Annotated in this window: 14 protein-coding genes; 7 read left to right on the top strand and 7 right to left on the bottom strand. The window is 45.6% G+C overall.

Going from position 1 to position 18,428, the window contains the following annotated elements; genetic code table 11:
• The 3 genes from JC525_RS16375 to JC525_RS16365 form a co-directional block, all read right to left on the bottom strand.
• A partial coding sequence (locus tag JC525_RS16375) for an electron transfer flavoprotein subunit beta/FixA family protein (protein WP_198816783.1) occupies positions 1-397 on the bottom strand: 397 nt, incomplete at its 3' end.
• A 20-nt stretch (positions 398-417) separates the two neighbouring features.
• Entirely contained in the window at positions 418-2,199 is a 1,782-nt protein-coding gene (locus JC525_RS16370; RefSeq protein ID WP_008305468.1) for an acyl-CoA dehydrogenase, read from the bottom strand.
• A 188-nt stretch (positions 2,200-2,387) separates the two neighbouring features.
• Positions 2,388-3,401, bottom strand: coding sequence for an AraC family transcriptional regulator (locus tag JC525_RS16365; RefSeq protein ID WP_008305465.1), 1,014 nt, complete (start codon positions 3,399-3,401; stop codon positions 2,388-2,390).
• 205 nt (positions 3,402-3,606) lie between these two features.
• Between JC525_RS16365 and JC525_RS16360 the strand changes: the two genes are divergently transcribed.
• Positions 3,607-5,154 carry an amidohydrolase gene (locus JC525_RS16360; protein ID WP_015067460.1) on the top strand — a complete coding sequence of 516 codons (1,548 nt, stop codon included), beginning with the start codon at positions 3,607-3,609 and terminating at the stop codon, positions 5,152-5,154.
• On the opposite strand, the gene pyk is transcribed toward JC525_RS16360, so the two are convergent.
• Together pyk and JC525_RS16350 are read right to left on the bottom strand one after the other, a co-directional pair.
• Positions 5,086-6,522, bottom strand: coding sequence for a pyruvate kinase (pyk, locus tag JC525_RS16355; RefSeq protein ID WP_015067459.1), 1,437 nt, complete (start codon positions 6,520-6,522; stop codon positions 5,086-5,088). The two genes, JC525_RS16360 and pyk, sit on opposite strands and share 69 nt — an antisense overlap.
• Positions 6,523-6,975: 453 nt before the next feature.
• The gene (locus JC525_RS16350) at positions 6,976-7,827 is read right to left on the bottom strand and encodes a MurR/RpiR family transcriptional regulator (protein WP_015067458.1); all 852 of its coding nucleotides are present in this window, start codon (positions 7,825-7,827) and stop codon (positions 6,976-6,978) included.
• Positions 7,828-8,110: 283 nt separating this feature from the next.
• Here JC525_RS16350 and zwf point away from each other — a divergent pair, with 283 nt between their 5' ends.
• The 5 genes from zwf to JC525_RS16325 are packed head-to-tail and all read left to right on the top strand — an operon-like array spanning position 8,111 to position 13,735.
• A complete protein-coding gene (zwf, locus tag JC525_RS16345) occupies positions 8,111-9,604 on the top strand; it encodes a glucose-6-phosphate dehydrogenase (protein WP_015067457.1) in 1,494 nt (497 codons plus the stop codon).
• Position 9,605: 1 nt separating this feature from the next.
• Positions 9,606-10,298 (top strand): 6-phosphogluconolactonase, encoded by a 693-nt coding sequence (gene pgl, locus JC525_RS16340; protein WP_014979596.1) that lies wholly within the window; start codon positions 9,606-9,608, stop codon positions 10,296-10,298.
• 9 nt (positions 10,299-10,307) lie between these two features.
• On the top strand, positions 10,308-12,134 hold the full coding sequence (gene edd, locus JC525_RS16335) for a phosphogluconate dehydratase (RefSeq protein ID WP_014998717.1): 1,827 nt from the start codon (positions 10,308-10,310) through the stop codon (positions 12,132-12,134).
• Positions 12,134-13,087, top strand: coding sequence for a glucokinase (locus JC525_RS16330; RefSeq protein WP_014949850.1), 954 nt, complete (start codon positions 12,134-12,136; stop codon positions 13,085-13,087). Before edd ends, JC525_RS16330 begins: the two co-directional genes overlap by 1 nt.
• A gap of 3 nt (positions 13,088-13,090) precedes the next feature.
• A complete protein-coding gene (locus JC525_RS16325) occupies positions 13,091-13,735 on the top strand; it encodes a bifunctional 4-hydroxy-2-oxoglutarate aldolase/2-dehydro-3-deoxy-phosphogluconate aldolase (RefSeq protein ID WP_014949849.1) in 645 nt (214 codons plus the stop codon).
• Between the two features lie 122 nt (positions 13,736-13,857).
• Here the strand turns inward: JC525_RS16325 and JC525_RS16320 are convergent, their stop codons facing one another.
• Together JC525_RS16320 and gap are read right to left on the bottom strand one after the other, a co-directional pair.
• The gene (locus JC525_RS16320) at positions 13,858-14,709 is read right to left on the bottom strand and encodes a D-hexose-6-phosphate mutarotase (protein WP_198816782.1); all 852 of its coding nucleotides are present in this window, start codon (positions 14,707-14,709) and stop codon (positions 13,858-13,860) included.
• 223 nt (positions 14,710-14,932) lie between these two features.
• Positions 14,933-15,928: a type I glyceraldehyde-3-phosphate dehydrogenase gene (gap, locus tag JC525_RS16315; protein WP_198816781.1), complete on the bottom strand. Its 996-nt coding sequence runs from the start codon at positions 15,926-15,928 to the stop codon at positions 14,933-14,935.
• A gap of 237 nt (positions 15,929-16,165) precedes the next feature.
• Here gap and malQ point away from each other — a divergent pair, with 237 nt between their 5' ends.
• On the top strand, positions 16,166-18,364 hold the full coding sequence (gene malQ / locus JC525_RS16310; protein WP_198816780.1) for a 4-alpha-glucanotransferase: 2,199 nt from the start codon (positions 16,166-16,168) through the stop codon (positions 18,362-18,364).
• The last annotated feature ends 64 nt before the right edge of the window (positions 18,365-18,428 follow it).

The raw sequence follows: 18,428 nt of genomic DNA, 5'->3' as shown, positions 1-18,428 counted from the left end.
CTGCAAGCATTTGACCCACTTGGTTGTTGTCGCTGTCGATAGCTTGCTTACCCATCATGATCAGGCCCGCGTCTTCTTGCTCGGCTACTTTCGCTAGTAAACGGGCAATAACTAATGGCTCTGGTTGCTCTTCTACATCAATACGAATGGCACGGTCAGCACCCATCGCAAGGGCAGCTAGGATCTGCTCTTTAACGATTTTGGGACCAATACAAACAGCGATAACTTCACTTGCTGTGCCCGCTTCTCTTAGGCGTAGTGCTTCTTCAACCGCTATTTCACAAAACGGGTTGATAGACATTTTGGTGTTGCTCAAATCGACGTCTGAGCCGTCCTGTTTAATACGTACTTTTACGTTGTAATCGATAACCCGTTTTACCGGAACAAGGATTTTCATAGTAAACCTTCTAATTCTAATTAAAATTGATCAACAGCAAATTCATACAGTGCTTGGGGGTTTTGTACCATTACACCAAAATGATGTAGTGCACGTGGCAACAAGCACTGGCTGTAGTACATCGCTGAAATACGCTTCTTAGCAAGGAACTCTTCACCGTACACGTCGTCGTTCGCGTCAGTTAAGGCGATAACGGCGAGTAAGGTACGGCCTTGCATCCAACCACCACACAAATAGCCCATTGCCATTAGCATATCGAAACAAACTGCTTGTGATAACTCTTTTTCGCTCGGTGCGTTAGTCAGTAGCCATTCTTTTGCCGCACGCGCTTTGTCCACGGCTTGGGCGAATGCTGCACCAAAGGCTTGCGCGTCGGCGTTGCTAGAAGCGCTCAATTCAGTGGCGGTAGCCGTCATGTCGTTTAATAGACTTTCCAGTGCTACACCACCGTCCATTAATACTTTACGACCAATAAGGTCGAGCGCCTGAATCGCCGTTGTGCCTTCATAAATAGGTAAGATACGTGCATCGCGGAAATGCTGCGCTGCACCTGTTTCTTCAACATAACCCATACCGCCATGAACTTGTATGTTAAGCGAAGTGAGCTCTTGTGCAAACTCCGTCATCCAACCCTTTACAATAGGTGTAAACAGTTCAAGACGCGCGTATTTTTCTTTACTGTTATTGTCGGCGTGAGCAAAGTCTAGCGCGGCAGACGCTTCTAGCGCTAAAGCGCGCATCGCTTCAACCCCAGAACGCATGGTTAATAGCATACGGCGAACGTCAGGGTACTCGATGATAGGCTTTTTACTACCATCTCTGTTTTTACCTTGAACTCGCTCACGTGCATACTGCACCGCTTGTTGGTAAGCGCGGTCTGAAATACCCAAACCTTGTACACCTACGCCTTGGCGGGCGTGATTCATCATGGTGAACATATACGGCAAGCCTTTGTGCGGTTCGCCAACTAAATAACCAATCGCGCCCTCGTTATCACCAAATGCCATAGTACACGTTGGCGAGCCGTGGATACCGAGCTTGTGTTCAATTGAGATGGGGTATACATCGTTGCGTTCGCCTGGTTCGCCGTTTTCGTCGAGTACGAACTTAGGTACGATGAACAGTGAAATACCTTTTACGCCCGGAGGTGCGTCGGGTAAGCGTGCAAGTACCAAATGCACAATATTGGGGGTCATTTGGTGATCGCCCCAAGTGATGAAAATTTTCTGGCCTTTAATGCGATAGTGATCGCCATCTGGTGTTGCAGTTGTTGATACTGCCGCGAGATCTGAACCAGCGCCTGGCTCGGTCAGGTTCATGGTGCCAGTCCACTCACCAGCGATTAAGCGGGGTAGGTAAAGGGCTTTTAGTTCGTCGCTACCATGAGCAAGTAATGCCTCTACAGAGCCGATGCTCAATAACGGGCAAAGTGCAAACGCCATATTTGATGCTTGCCACATTTCGCTGACTGCAGTGCCTAAAACCTGAGGAAGATTTTGTCCACCAAACTCTTCTGGTGCTGTTAATGTAGACCAACCGTTATCCACAAACTGTTGATAGGCTTCTTTTAATCCAGGAGATTCAGTGACGGCATTATCAGCCCACTGCGCAGGATTTTGGTCGGTGTCCCAGTTCAACGGAGCAAATACTTCTGAGCTCAGTTTACCGGCTTCTTCTAAGACCGCATCTGCTAGGTCAATATTAATATCTTCTAATTGAAGTTTTTCACACAAACCATCGAAACCGATTAACTGGTCAAGTACAAATTTAGCATCAAGTACAGGGGGTTGATATTGACTCATTTCAGAACCTATCCTAGTGATTAACGTTGTTGGATTATCCAAATAGTATAGGCACTAGTCTGCAATTTGCGCTTAATTTGTTCAATTACCAAAAAAGTCTATTGCTTGACATATTCGGACACTCGTTTGCTCACTTCATCAAACTATCTCAATCTGCATTTATATTAGTTTGGGCTGATGTTTTGGTGCTAGATAAGTGTGTTCTCGCGATATAAGGTAGGCGTCTGTCCAGTCCATTGTTTAAAGGCGCGCGTGAAGGCTGCTGGTTCAGAAAAACCTAATTTATTCGTAATGGTGGAAATCGGAATATCGGGTTGGCTGAGGTAATAAATCGCCATATTTTTGCGTAATTTATCTTTGATTTCTTGAAAGCTGGTACCTTCTTCGGTCAATTTCCGACGTAGCGTGCGTTCAGACACATTCACGCTATCAGCAATATCTTGCATGCTAGCTTCGTGCTCGCGGTACTCGGCCAAATAATCCATCACTCGGCGGGTATAAACTGGTGTGAATTCTTGACGTGTAAACCAGTTGAGTGGGGCTTGCTTGAAGTGTTCGCGCAGGTTCTCCGCGCGCTGGGTGACAGGGTTTACTAGTTCTTCTTCACTAAAAACGAAGGCATCGTAGTCATGGCCGTAGGTGATGGGGCAGGGAAACATAAAACGATACTCGGCGGCATGAGCGGGTTCTGCACCACGCATCTTAACTTGTTGCAGAGGAATACTTTTACCAATTAACCAACCCGGAAAACGGTGCCAAAGCAGCAAAAAGAAATCTCGAAACAGTAAGTTACGGTCGATTTCAGGTTGGACTTGACGCATGCGCAATTCAACCTGTCCTTTACTTATATACAATGACAGTGAAATTGACTGGTTAACCAAACTGTAAAAACGGCACAGGTGTTTATAAACCCGATGTAAATTTTGCTCTTGAATCGCCCCATCGGCGAATAAACGGAACACGCCATACTTACTGGGCTGCGTGGTTAAGCCTAAAAATTCATCGTCACTTTGCTCCCATACCGAGCGCATAAGTTGACTAAATTGTTGAGAGGTTATACGACTTTGCGGATTGTCGAGCAGAGGCTGGTTAAGTCGAGCACTTTGTAGAATCGGCTCCAAATTCAAACCGAGTTGGCGCGCTGCGTCTAACACCGCATTGGCAAAGTGCACAGAAACACTGTGACTGTAGTGAAGCGACATACCTAGCTCAATGAGTCATTCGAAATTGATGCTATTTTGCGAGAGCGGTAGCCGATTAGCAAGTACAACTTGGGTGGCTTTAGTGCGGGTGTGACAGCTCCTCTACTTGGAAAAGTAGTGTAATTGGACCAAGAAAATGGCGTAGTATGTGTATTCAAACACCGATACTCAGAAACATGAGTAATAACGACGACGAGAAAATATCATGCAAAAAAGACTGACGAGATTACTTTCTGGATTAGCTACCACGCTCGCTGTTTCAATGTCTGCAAGCTTCGCCGGCTATGCGTCTACAGTAGTGACCAACGTGACTGGGTATACGCTAAACCCGCAGGGTGAAATGGTAACCTTCAACACAATAGTGTTTGATGAAGGTAAAGTAGTGCAACTTAATCCCACCGAAATGCCAGCTGATGCAACAGTGATTGACGGCAACAATAAAGTATTACTGCCGGGGTTGATTGATGCTCACGGGCATTTGCTCGGTTTGGGCGGTAACTTAATGGAAGTCGATTTACGCGAGAGTTCCTCAATGCAACAGGCAGCCCAATGGGTAGCTGACTATGCCATGATGCATGCTGACCAAGAGTGGATAAAAGGCCGCGGATGGAATCAGGAGTTATGGAGTGATCGCTCATTCCCAACAGCCGCTGTACTCGATGCTAAACTGAAAAATAAACCCGTCTGGTTGACGCGAGTCGATGGCCATGCCGCTTGGGTGAATAGTAAAGCGTTACAGATGGCGGGTATCAATGACAGTACGCCTGACCCCGCTGGAGGCCAAATTTTGCGCGATGCTGATGGCAAGGCAACAGGTGTGTTGATTGACCATGCCATGGATTTAGTGTCAGCGATAATGCCAAAAGATTCAGCGTCACTCTATGCAGCACAACTCAACGCTGCAGGCGAGCATTTGCATTCGGTTGGCATAACCGCCATGCACGATGCGGGTATTGGCCATCATGTCTACGACTTTTACTTGGCGCGAGCCGCTCAGGGTGAACTGCCCGTGCGTGTTTATGCCATGCTAAGTGCGACAGATCCGCTGCTACCAGAGATGCTAGATGTTGGCATTATTCGCAGCCAAGACGACTTTTTACATGTGCGCAGCGTAAAAGCTTATGGCGACGGAGCATTGGGTAGCCGAGGTGCTGCGTTAATCAAGCCATATTCAGATGCACCTCATCAGCATGGGTTATTACTAACGCAACCTGAAGATTTTCCCAAAGTAGTACAGCAAGTGTTAGGCGCGGGTTTCCAGTTGAACTTTCATGCCATTGGGGATAAAGCCAATCAGTTAGTACTTGATGAATTTGAGCGTACCTTTGAGCTACTGGGTGGCCAAGCCCTGCGTAACCGAATTGAACACGCGCAAATCATTGCGGTTGAAGATTTGCCTCGCTTTGCCGAGTTGAAAGTATTGCCGTCGATGCAACCTACTCATGCCACCAGCGACATGAATATGGCGGAAGATCGCTTGGGTAAAGCTCGGATGGAAGGTGCCTATGCATGGAAAACATTATTGAACAGTGGTATTCCAATGCCACTAGGTTCAGACTTTCCGGTTGAGTTGGCCAATCCATTCTACGGCTTACATGCCGCAGTTACTCGCCAAGACCGCAATAATCAACCCGTCGCTGGTTGGTATCCCGAACAGGCTATGAGTATTCAACAAGCTTGGCGCTTACTCTACGTCAACAATTTTCAATGTATTGGTTGCACCCACTTTTTCCATTTCATCACCGTAAGTTAAGATGATGCTGTCACCACTTTTGACTAGCCCTTTTTCTTTTAACGATGCAATAACGTCGTATTTCAAACGGCCTGGTTCACTGTTAGATGAGTCGAAGAAAACTGGCTTAACACCACGACAAAGCGCCATCGTATTTAGTGTAGACTCGTGACGTGACATGGCAATTATTGGCAATGAAGTTGTAATGCGAGACATAAGTGTTGGCGTGCTGCCGCTTTCTGTTAAACCGACAATGGCTTTTACGCTTGGTAAGTGGTTAGCGGCATAAACAGCTGATAGGGCAATAGATTCACTTGTTGAAGAGAATTGTTCGTCCATGCGGTGTTTTGAAAGCTTAACACTTGGGTGGGTTTCTGCACCTTCACAAACTCGAGCCATAGCTGCAACGGTCTCAATAGGGTAGTTACCTGCAGCAGTTTCAGCCGATAACATTACCGCGTCAGTACCGTCTAGTACCGCATTGGCTACGTCCATGACCTCTGCACGAGTAGGCATCGGGCTGTCAATCATCGACTCCATCATTTGCGTTGCAGTGATCACCACTTTGTTTAACTGGCGAGAGCGAGAAATCAGCTTTTTCTGCACACCCACAAGCTCTGCATCACCAATTTCAACACCAAGATCGCCACGGGCAACCATTACCGCATCTGACGCTCTGATGATGTCGTCCATCGCTTCATCACTTGCTACAGTCTCAGCGCGTTCAACTTTGGCGCAAATTTTTGCATAGCAACCTGCTGCTTCAGCAAGCTCTCGCGCGTAGTTCAGATCTGCGCCACTGCGCGGGAAAGATACCGCAAGGTAGTCAACGCCAATTTTAGCCGCCGTCTTAATGTCTTCTTTGTCTTTCTCAGTTAAGGCATCAGCAGACAGACCACCACCTTGGCGGTTAATTCCTTTGTTGTTGGAAAGTTTGCCACCAACGGTTACTTCAGTAATAACTTTACGCCCTTCAACACCGGTCACTTTAAGCTGAATGCGTCCATCGTCTAGAAGCAAAATATCGCCAGCAGATACATCGTCGGGTAGGGCTTTATAATCAATGCCCACTTGCTCGGCGTTGCCTTCATCTCTACCTAGTTCTGCGTCAAGAATAAAGGTTGCACCCACCGCTAGTTGAACAGGACCTTCTGAAAAGCGGGCTACGCGAATTTTAGGGCCTTGAAGATCGCCCAAAATGGCGACGTATTTTCCAAGGTTTTGCGCTGCCTGGCGAACGCGCTTTGCTCGTTCAATATGATCCTCAGCCTGACCGTGAGAGAAATTCATTCGCACAGTGTTTGCACCTGCCGCGATTAACGCTTGAATTTTTTCTAGGGTGTCTGTTGAAGGACCAAGTGTGGCAAGAATTTTTGTTCTTCTAGTCATGAGATTCCGTCGCTGTTTCTAAGTTAGAAATGACAAAGAGTGATTGGTATCGGGTGATCCCCGCTACCTGTAATCGCTTTACGTAATTTTATTACAGAATAGTAGTTTAATTTGACAAAAATGTGAATGAAAGAAAGAAAAACTGCCAACTGGCTCGACCAGTTGCGGTGTTTTTTTGAATTCTGAACAAAATTTACAACGCGAAAGCAAAGAGCAAATCTTATTCTCCAATCACATTTTTAATTCACGTATTTAATTCACGTAGTGTAGAAATAAAAAGACGCTGTTAAGTAGGGTAGGACGCCATTAACGATATAGCAAATTGACCGAATAAACCGGTGTGTTGCTACACATCGTCAGTGGCTTTTTGAGCAGTGCCAAAGTGCACTTTGCGGATGGCTCATTGAGGCCGCATTGAGGACTAATTTACCGCTCGATTGAATTATTAGTAGTTTAGTCGTTTCGCTTCTCAAAGCGCGAGCCGCGCAATGTGTCTTTAACCCGCTTTAAATTCTCTCTAAACTTATTGCCTCGGCGCAGCGTAAAGCCTGTTGCAAGTACATCAATCAAGGTTAACTGCGCAATACGAGATGCCATAGGCATGTACATGTCGGTATCTTCTGGTACTTCAAGTGATAATACATAGCTACATTCTTGAGCCAGTGGGCTATCTGCAGAAGTAATGCCTACCACGGTTGCATCGTTCATGCGTGCAATTTGGGCAATCTCAACTAAGCTTTTTGTTCGTCCGGTATGACTTATCAAAACAACAACATCGCCGTCTGAACAATTCATACAACTCATGCGTTGCATGAGGATGTCTTCAAAATAGACAACCGGCACATTAAAGCGAAAAAATTTGTTAAGCGCGTCATGAGCAACAGATGCCGAAGCGCCAAGGCCGAAGAAAGAAATCTTTTGTGCCTGTGTAAGCAGATCTACAACGCGATTTACCACATTCACGTCAACAGATTGTCTTGCCACTTCTAAAGACGCCATGGTCGATTCAAAAATTTTATTGGTGTATTCGTCAGGGCTATCGTTCTCATCGACGTGACGATTTACATAAGGCGTACCGTTAGCAAGGCTCTGAGCCAAATGTAATTTGAAATCAGGGAAACCTTTTGTATCAAGACGTCGGCAGAAGCGGTTAACCGTTGGTTCGCTCACATCCGACATTTTAGCAAGGGTTGCTATACTCGAATGAATAGCTGTTTGCGGGTTAGCAAGTATAACCTCGGCTACCTTTTTCTCGGATTTACTGAATGCAGCTTTATTTTGAGTGATTTTTTCTAAAATGTTCATACAGACTATAGCAATTTAATGGTGCATGGATTTGTAAAGTACATGCGTAATAGTACCCATTGTGACGTCAGTGACAAGAAAAATGTAATTTTTTGACATTTTTTATTGATTAGATCGGGTTAAATCGGGGTAAACTGAGGGAAACAGCAAAGTTTCAGATCCGGTAGTTGGTTGAAGTTGTAATTTTACTACATTTGGTGTTAACTATGCAGTAATTAATGTCGATAGTATTGTAAACAACCATGCAATACATCGCACACACTCATTTAAAAGGTCGACGAATATGGTATTGGATAATTCCTACGAACCCTGTGATTTTGTACTTTTTGGTACACTGGGTGATCTTTCACGACGCAAGCTTTTGCCTTCGCTATATCAATTAGAAAAAGCCAATCTGATCCACCCAGATACCACTATTGTGGGTGTGGCGCGTCAAGAAATGTCGTTAGAAGCTTACATCGATGAGGTTCATGCCAACTTAGTTAAGTTCGGTGACAAGAACTTATGTGAAGCTACATGGGAAAAGCTAAAGGCGCGTTTACACTATGCGTGTGTAGACATGAAAGACGTTGGAAGCTACTGCGTTCTTGACGATCACGTAGACTCATCTCGTACAATGGTGTGCTATTTAGCTACACCTCCTTCAATTTATGGCGATATTTGTCGCGGTTTGCACAGCTGTAAAATTATCGACTCTAGCGTTCGCGTTGTTTTAGAAAAGCCAATTGGTCACGATTTGGCGTCATCGAAAGTTATCAATGAACAGGTAGCTGAATATTTCGATGAAAAGCAAATCTATCGCATAGACCATTATTTAGGTAAAGAAACTGTACTTAACCTTGTTGCATTGCGATTTGCAAATTCAATATTTGCGACCAACTGGGATCACAACTGTATCGATCACGTACAGATATCGGTTGCCGAGTCAGTAGGTATTGAAGGGCGTTGGGGTTACTTTGACGACGCTGGTCAAATGCGAGACATGGTGCAAAACCACTTGCTACAAATTCTAAGTTTGGTTGCGATGGAGCCGCCTACAACCCTTGATGCCGACAGCATCCGTGATGAAAAGCTCAAAGTCCTTAAGGCATTGCGCCCAATTAATTCGTTTAACATTAACGAAAGTACAGTTCGCGGACAATACACATCAGGTTTTGTTAAAGGTGAAGAAGTACCTGGTTACCTTGAAGAAGAAGGTGCCAATACACAGAGTAAAACTGAAACCTTTATTGCAATAAAAGCTGAAATTGACAACTGGCGTTGGGCCGGCGTGCCATTTTACCTGCGCACAGGTAAGCGTATGCCGACTAAGGTGAGTGAAGTTGTTATTTACTTCAAGCGTCAGCCGCACAACTTATTCGGTGACAGCTTCAAGAATCTTCCGCCAAACAAGCTGGTTATTCGTCTACAGCCAGACGAAGGGGTAGAAATCACCGTAATGAATAAAGTACCTGGCTTAACCAGCTCAGGCTCTATGGATCTACAAAAATCCAAGTTAAACCTAAGTTTCTCTGAAGCGTTTGCCGATGAGCGTATTCCTGATGCATACGAAAAACTCCTTCTTGAAGTTATGTTGGGTAATCAGGCGCTATTCGTTCGTCGTGACGAAATTGAACAAGCCTGGACATGGGTAGACTCAATTCTTGAAGCGTGGAAGCAATCGAGTGAGCCACCAGAACCGTATCAAGCAGGTACATGGGGGCCGGTAGACTCTATAGGTCTTCTTGCTCGCGAAAATCGCAGCTGGTACGAAAGCAAAACAGGGAAGAAAAAGTAATATGGCGTTAACAACTCTATCATTCGAAACACCTGATGCATTGACTGACGCATTTGCGCAAGACTTAGTCAGTATCTTAAAAACAGGTATTAAAACTCGTGGTCGCGCATCGCTTGTAGTGAGTGGTGGTCGCACGCCTCTGGCGCTTTTCAAACAACTAAGTGAAACCGAACTTGAGTGGGATAAGGTTGATATCACCCTTGCTGACGAGCGCTGGGTTGAAGAGGGCCACGAGGCCAGCAACACCAGCCTAGTCAAAAATAATCTAATTCAAAATAAAGCCGCAGCAGCTCGTTTTATCGAATTGAAAAGCGATGCTGATGATGCAAACGAAGGCGTAAATGCTGCAGAGTCAAATTTGGCTAGCATGTCGCAACCTTTTGATGCATTGATTCTTGGCATGGGGGAAGACGGTCACACTGCATCGCTTTTCCCTTGCTCTGAGCAAGTACTTGACGGCTTAGATATGAGCAGCGGCAGAACCTGTATCGCTGTTCAACCTACAACAGCACCTCATCAACGTATTTCATTAACGCTACCTGCGTTACTCAATAGCCGTAATATCTTTTTGCATTTAACAGGCGAGAAGAAAAAACAAGTCTTACTTGACGCTATTGAAAATGCCACCGAAGCGCAAAAGCCCATCACCGCCGTAGTTAACCGTGCGCCGGTTACTTTGATGTGGGCGCCATAGGAGACAAACATGAATCCAAAAATTGCTGAAGTTACGCAACGAATTATCGAGCGTAGTAAAGAAACGCGTAAGGCGTATCTAGAAAAAATTGAGAGTGCACGACGTCAAGGACCACACCGTGGTGTGTTGTCATGCGGTAACCTTGCTCACGGCTTTGCAGCATGTGGAACAAGCGAAAAATCTGACCTTCGTTCAATGACTAAAGCCAACGTGGCTATTGTGTCTGCGTATAACGATATGCTTTCAGCGCACCAGCCTTACGAGACTTATCCTGCGTTAATTAAAGAAGCAGTGAAAGAAGTAGGCAGTGTAGCCCAGTTCGCAGGTGGCGTACCTGCTATGTGTGATGGTGTTACACAAGGCCAGTCTGGCATGGACTTAAGCCTAATGAGCCGTGATAACATTGCTCAGGGGGCTGCCATTGCGCTTTCTCACAATATGTTCGATAGCGCATTGATGCTAGGTATCTGCGACAAAATCGTTCCCGGGCTACTAATGGGCGCACTAACGTTCGGTCATTTGCCAACCGTTTTTGTGCCAGCCGGTCCAATGCCATCGGGTCTTCCAAACAAAGAAAAGGCCCGCGTTCGTCAAGAATTTGCCGAAGGTAAAGTAGGGCGTGACGCGTTGCTTGAAGCTGAATCTCAATCTTACCACTCTGCTGGTACCTGTACGTTCTATGGAACGGCAAACTCGAATCAGCTAGTGGTTGAAATGATGGGCTTGCACCTTCCGGGTTCGTCGTTTGTTAATCCAGGCACACCTTTGCGCGACGCGTTAACTAAAGCGGCTGCGGTCCAAGCGACACGCCTAACTGACCTTGGCGACAACTATACGCCAATTGGTCACATTGTAGATGCAAAAGCCATTGTGAACGGCCTTGTAGGTCTTCTTGCTACGGGTGGTTCTACTAACCACACCATGCACCTTATTGCGGTAGCTCGCGCTGCAGGTTACATCGTAAATTGGGACGACTTCTCAGATATCTCTAATGCTGTGCCTCTTCTTACTCGCATTTACCCGAATGGCTCAGCTGACATTAACCACTTTGTTGCAGCAGGTGGTATGTCATTGCTAATTAGACAGCTGCTTGATGCGGGTCTACTACATAACGACGTTAAGACTATTTGTGGTGAAGGCTTAGACTTCTACACTAAAGAGCCTGTGCTTAAAGACGGCGAATTAGAATGGCGAGATGGCCCAACTGAATCCCTTGATAAAGAAGTGCTAGCAACTGTTGACGCTCCGTTTAAGCCAGATGGTGGTTTGAGTGTACTTGACGGCAATCTTGGTCGTGGCGTTATCAAAACCTCAGCGCTTCGCACGCCTCACTGTAATATCAAAGCGCCAGCGGTTGTGTTTGAAGACCAGTTTGAACTGGATGACGCGTTTAAGTCTGGCAAGCTAGACAAAGACTGCATTGTAGTTGTTCGCTTCCAAGGTCCTTCTGCGATTGGTATGCCAGAACTTCACCGCTTAACGCCACCTCTTGGTGTGCTTCAAGATCGCGGCTTTAAAGTGGCGCTAGTTACTGACGGTCGTATGTCTGGTGCATCAGGTAAAGTTCCTGCAGCTATCCACGTGACTCCAGAAGCTTATAAAGGCGGTCTACTTGCTAAAGTGCAAGAGGGCGACATTATCGAGCTAAACACACAAACTGGTGCACTAACACTGCATGTGGATGATGAAACACTGGCTGCACGTGAAGCAGCGCCAGCGAACTTAGCTAAGCATCACGTTGGAATGGGACGTGAAATGTTTGCGGGTATGCGCGCTATTCTGACAGGTGCAGAAGAGGGTGCATGTTCACTGTTTTACACGCAGGAGCAAGCATAATGAGCCAGAAGTTTGTGGCTGATGTTGGCGGTACGAATATTCGCGTTGCAAGGGTAACCGAATCAGGTGTGGCCGACATCAAGAAATACATGTGTAATGATTTTGCCAGCATTGACCTTGCTATTGCACAATACTTTAGCGACATGCCGGAATACAGCTTTTCGCAGGGCTGTATTGCTATTGCATGTCCAGTATTGGGCGATCAAGTCGAGATGACGAATCACAGCTGGGCATTTTCGCAAAATGCGCTTCGCTCGCAGCTTAAACTAGATGCGTTGTTCGTTATTAACGACTTCACTGCCGTAGCGCACTCATTGCCTGTATTAGGCGAAGAGCAAGTGGTGCAAATTGGTGAAGGCACAGCGAAAGAAAATGGCAACATCGCTGTTTTTGGGCCAGGTACGGGATTAGGTGTTGAACATATCACGATGACCTCAACCGGTTGGCAGACGCTAGACGGAGAAGGTGGTCACGTAGACTTTGCACCGGTAGATGAAACCGATGTTGTCGTATGGCGTCACCTTCAATCTACCTTAGGACGTGCTTCTGCTGAAGAAGTAATGTCTGGACGCGGCCTGCATAATATTTACACCGCGCTAGCAAACCACGCATCAGCACCAGTTGTATTTACCGAGCCGGCTCAAATCACTGACGCTGCGCTGAACGGTACCTGTAAAATTGCTGAAGCGACGCTTACCCAATTCTGCCGAATTATGGGAAGCTTTGCGGGTAATTTAGCACTTAACATGGCAACCACGGGCGGCATCTTCATTGGTGGTGGCATTGCTAACCGTTTCCCTGAATTTATTCAAAATAGCGATTTTAGAGCGCGTTTTGAAGCGAAAGGGCAAATGAAGCACTACGTGAAAGACATTCCCACCTATTTAATTGCAGAACCTGATCATGGTTTATTGGGTGCGGCTGCATATCTGAATCAAAATACAGCGAGCTAAATTATGACAACGAAATGGAAATACTCTCCAGAGGAAATTTTTGCGGCCGGTCCAGTTGTACCTGTTTTGGTAATCAATGACGTAGAAAAAGCGGTTCCTCTGGCAAAAGCGCTGATGGAAGGTGGTATTAAAGTACTAGAAGTAACGCTACGTACCCCTGCTGCTATTGACGTGATTAAGCGAATTGCACAAGAAGTGCCTGACTCGCTAATTGGTGCTGGAACCGTGACTAACGCCCAACAGCTTAAAGCGGTAGTTGAAGCGGGCGCTAAGTTCGCAATTAGCCCAGGTATGACGGCTGATTTGCTAAAAGCGGGTATGGATTCAGAAATTCCACTTATCCCTGGTATCTCTTCAACTTCTGATTTGATGAAGGGTAAAGATGCGGGTTATACCCACATGAAATTCTTCCCAGCAGAGGCTTCAGGTGGCGTTAAAGCCATTAAGTCAATCAGTGGTCCTTTCCCTGATGTGACGTTTTGCCCAACGGGTGGCATTGGTCCAAACAACTACAATGACTATTTAGCGCTTAACAACGTTAAATGTGTAGGTGGTTCGTGGCTTGCCCCTGACGACGCAATTGAATCAGGTGACTGGGCGCGTATTACGCAGCTAGCAAAAGAAGCTGTTGCGGGTGCTAAACAGTAATTTGCTGAACCTTTAAATGAAAAAACCTGCTCATTGGCAGGTTTTTTTATATCTCTTGATCGTGAACTGCGACTGTCTACCTTCCGAAGTGTCAGCGAAATTGCGCTTGCACTTCAAATAATTTACTTCGGAACAATAGATTGTTTCAGTGTGTGGCTAGCACCGGGGGACAGTGTCTTTCCCTGAGTTAGCGATGTTTCTACGCACAACATATGCTTATAGCCAAATGGGTCCATGTCTGAAATAGACGCGGCGCCTAACCACGGGTTCCACACTACCAAAGAGTCATTGCCGTCGGATACCACTTCCGTAAACGTGTTGCCTTCGACTTCAATTTCTGCTGTTTTAATCGGCGCAACATGAATGCGATCCGTTTCGCCTGTGATAGTGTAAGGACTCGGTGTCGTCTTAAGTCCCCAGTCGTCAAGTTTGTCTTTATATTGACCTTCAATTCCAGTTATTTTGGTATGTTGAATGTGATCAACGTGGAAATATGTATGTAGCGCACAGTTAAATTCGAATGGTACAACCCCCGTATTTTCTGTAGTTAGCGCGACGTCCATCGTCTCACCAACTGTAATTACCATGGTCACGTTACAATCGTTTTCAAACCCTTCAGCTCGGGTAAAGCTTGGCGAAAGCGTAATCGTTGTTCCGCTTTCTGTATCTTCTGAATGAATTAGTTTCCACACTTGGGTTCTTAAAAAGCCGTGAGAGGGCAGGGAACCTTTTTCCCTCCCGTGGTCGTCGCTAAACCATGGCCAACAAACAGGTATTCCACCGCGAATTGGACGCTCTCCATTTAGATAAGCGTGTGGGCTTACCCATAGCCGCTCTTTGTTATCGCTTTTAGGAACAAAAGACAAAATATGGCCACCAAATAAACTTATACGCGCTGTGGCGAAAGCGTTATCCACATCTAAAAAGGTGAGGCCATTAGACTCGCTAACAGTGACTGAACTAACGGGTGGCATAAGCCCTCCTTGGACGAATAAAGAAACAGGTAAAGAAAAAGCGACAGGAAAGCTCTTGGGCGAATTAAAACTAAATAGCAAATAACCCAAGTATCGCTTTTGTTAAGTTTTAGTAATGACTAAGACCACTTAAAACAAAAAAGGTGCAAACGCAGTGTTTACACCTTTAGATTAACTCAACTTTAAAGCAAATAGTTTAACTATTTGATCTAAATTTTATTAATTATTTGGAAATGTGCGCTACAAGGTCTAGAACCTTGTTTGAGTAGCCCCATTCGTTGTCGTACCAAGACACTAACTTAACGAAAGTGTCTGTTAGCGCGATACCGGCTGTAGCATCGAATACTGACGTACGTGCATCGCCTACAAAGTCATTCGATACAACAGCGTCTTCGGTGTAGCCCATGATACCTTTAAGCTCGCCTTCTGATGCGTCTTTCATCGCCGCGCAGATTTCATCGTAGCTCGCCGCTTTTGCTAGGTTAACAGTAAGGTCAACCACTGAAACGTTTGGCGTAGGTACGCGGAAAGCCATGCCTGTTAGTTTGCCATTAAGCTCAGGAATTACTTTACCTACTGCTTTTGCTGCACCCGTTGATGACGGAATGATGTTTTGACCCGCACCGCGGCCACCGCGCCAGTCTTTCATAGAAGGGCCATCTACCGTTTTCTGCGTTGCTGTAGTCGCGTGAACCGTTGTCATAAGACCATCAACAATACCAAACTTGTCGTTTAGTACTTTCGCTAGCGGTGCAAGGCAGTTAGTGGTGCACGACGCATTAGAAACGATAGTTTCGCCAGCGTAGCTGTCCTGGTTAACACCCATTACAAACATTGGCGTGTCGTCTTTAGACGGTGCAGACATTACAACTTTCTTCGCACCAGCTTCAATATGCTTCGCGGCAGTTTCTTTAGTCAGGAATAAACCTGTCGACTCAACAACTACGTCAACGTCTACTTCGTCCCATTTAAGCGCTGCTGGATCCCTTTCAGAAGTAATGCGGATAGTTTTGCCATTTACAACTAGACTATTGTTATCTACTGTAACTTCACCGTCGAATAGACCGTGTGTAGAGTCGTATTTCAAAAGATAAGCAATGTAGTCCGTGTCTAGTAAGTCGTTTATTGCAACAACTTCGATGTCGTTGCGCTCGGCTGCTGCGCGCATTACTAGGCGTCCAATACGGCCAAAACCATTGATACCGATGCGAATTGTCATAACGTACCCCGATTATTTAAATAAAATGAAAATAAATTACGTAAAGTATGGATCAAAATGCCATAATTAGCAAAATAAAAAGCAAAAGTGTTGCAAAATTACGAATTAGCGCTATTGCAATCGTATTCACATATCGCGAAGCCTTTGTTTCTAGAATAATGTTAAAAATTTGTTTGCAGACGCACCTTTAAACCTCTGGCGAGTGCGTTTTTCACCGAATAACAGGAATGACACACCATGACACAACAACTTCTGCAACAACTGGTTGAAATGCGGGGAATAGAAACCCAATACGTCGACGCATGGGGAAAACCAGCAACCATCGCAGAATCAAGTAAAGCAAAACTGCTCAACACACTTGGCTATGACACCAGCAGTGACGAAAAAATTCAGTCGCAAATTACACAAGATATAAAGTCGGTATGGTTGTCGCCGTTAAATCCTGTTCAAGTAGTTCGCAATACCCAAGAAATCAACCTAGCAGTTCGTTTGCCTATCGAGTTAGTAAACGATGACCACACGCTAACGGTTACCTGTGAAAATGGTGACGTGCTCACTCACCAATTTACTCCAGTCGACCAAGAAATGACGACAATGGCGCATATCGACGATGTCGAGTTTCATGAATACGTGTTAACCCTACCTTTGGATTTACCTCTTGGGTACCACGATGTAGCCTTAAGCGCTGACGACGATGAGTTTGCGCGTTCTCGCTTAATTGTGGCACCAGAAGCGTGCTATACACCGAAAGAGATCAGAGAAGGTAAAAAAATATGGGGCTTAAGCGTTCAGCTTTACTGCGTTCGCAGTGAAAAGAACTGGGGAATTGGTGACTTTTCTGATTTAGCTCTGCTTATTGAAAAAGCCGCTGGTGTGGGCGCAGACTTTATCGGGCTTAATCCTATTCACGCGCTTTACCCTGCAAACCCTAATGCGTGCTCGCCTTATGGACCAAGCTCACGTCGCTGGCTTAATTATTTGTATATCGATGTGACAGCCATTGATGGCTTCGAGGATGCATCAGTACAAGCGGTAGTAAGCAGTGATGAGTTTAAAGCTACCTTGGAACATGCACGTAATGTAGAACATGTAGACTATGAAGCGGTAGCTCATGTGAAATTGGCCGCCCTTAAAGCGGTATTTGATGCCTATGATGCCAAATACCTTCGTAAAAACACCAAACAAAATAAAGCGTTTAAAGCGTTTGTGGAAGCGGGCGGTGAAAGCTTAGATATGTTGGCAGTGTACGATGCCTTGCAATCGCACCTAAAAGCTGAAGGTAAAGACAGCTGGGGGTGGCCGGTATTTCCACAAGAATATAAAGACTATCACAACCCAGCCGTTGCCAAGTTTAAGCGCGCTAACGAACAAGACGTTAAATTCTACTTGTTCTTGCAGTGGATTGCGGCGCAGCAGCTTGAACTTGCAAGTAGTAAAGCTACAGATGCGGGTATGACTATTGGTCTTTATCGCGACCTAGCGGTAGGGGTGAGCGAAGGCAGTGCAGAAATTTGGGGTAACAAAGACCTATACTGCACGGGCGCAAGCGTAGGTGCTCCACCGGATATCTTAGGCCCACTAGGCCAGAACTGGGGGTTGCCGCCTATGGACCCTCGTAAGTTGTATGAACAGGGTTATCAACCTATTATTGACTTGTTTGCGTCTAACATGGCGTCGTCGGGTTCACTGCGCATCGATCACGTTATGGCGTTGCTGCGTTTATGGTGGGTAGTGAAAGGTGATAATGCAAAAGATGGTGGTTACGTTTATTACCCTGTAGATGATTTGCTTGGTATTTTAGCGCTAGAAAGTCACCGTAATCAAAGCCTGGTTATTGGTGAAGACTTGGGTACTGTACCAGAAGAAATTCGCAGTAAGCTTGCCGATAATGGCGTGTACTCATACCGCGTATTTTTCTTCGAACAAGCCGAAGACGGTGGTTTCTTCTCACCTAGCCATTATCCTGTTCAGTCTATGTCAACATTGACTACTCACGATATGCCGACGCTGATTGGTTACTGGCACTGTCTAGATTTAGAGTTAGGCAAAGAGATAGGGCTATATCCAACAGAAGAAATTCTACAAACGCTTTATGCGGATCGTCACGAAAACAAACAGGCGATTTTAGATACTTTGCACGGCCACGGCTCAATTGGCGACAACGTGGGTCACGATGTTAACTATACAGGGATGAATCGTGAATTGAATAACGGTATGCAGGTACACATGGCTGGTGGTTCAAGTGCTCTGTTAAGCCTTCAGTTAGAAGACTGGTTAGAAATGGATAAGCCGGTAAATATTCCGGGCACATTTGACGAGTATCCGAACTGGCGAAGAAAGCTAACCGAGAATATCGAGTCGATGTTCGATAGACATGATATAAATGAGTTAGCGTCTAAACTTACTCTCGCCAGAAAGCAAGCAAGTCAAGGTTAATTACTATTATCGAATAAAGGGTAATAGTATGTTGCTTGGGTAACTTAAACGAGTAAGATAGAGT

It is taken from the genome of Alteromonas sp. IB21 (assembly GCF_016405965.1).
Taxonomy (GTDB): domain Bacteria; phylum Pseudomonadota; class Gammaproteobacteria; order Enterobacterales; family Alteromonadaceae; genus Alteromonas.
The sequence above is the reverse complement of the archived record's forward strand: the minus strand, read 5'-3'. Positions and strand labels throughout refer to the sequence as shown.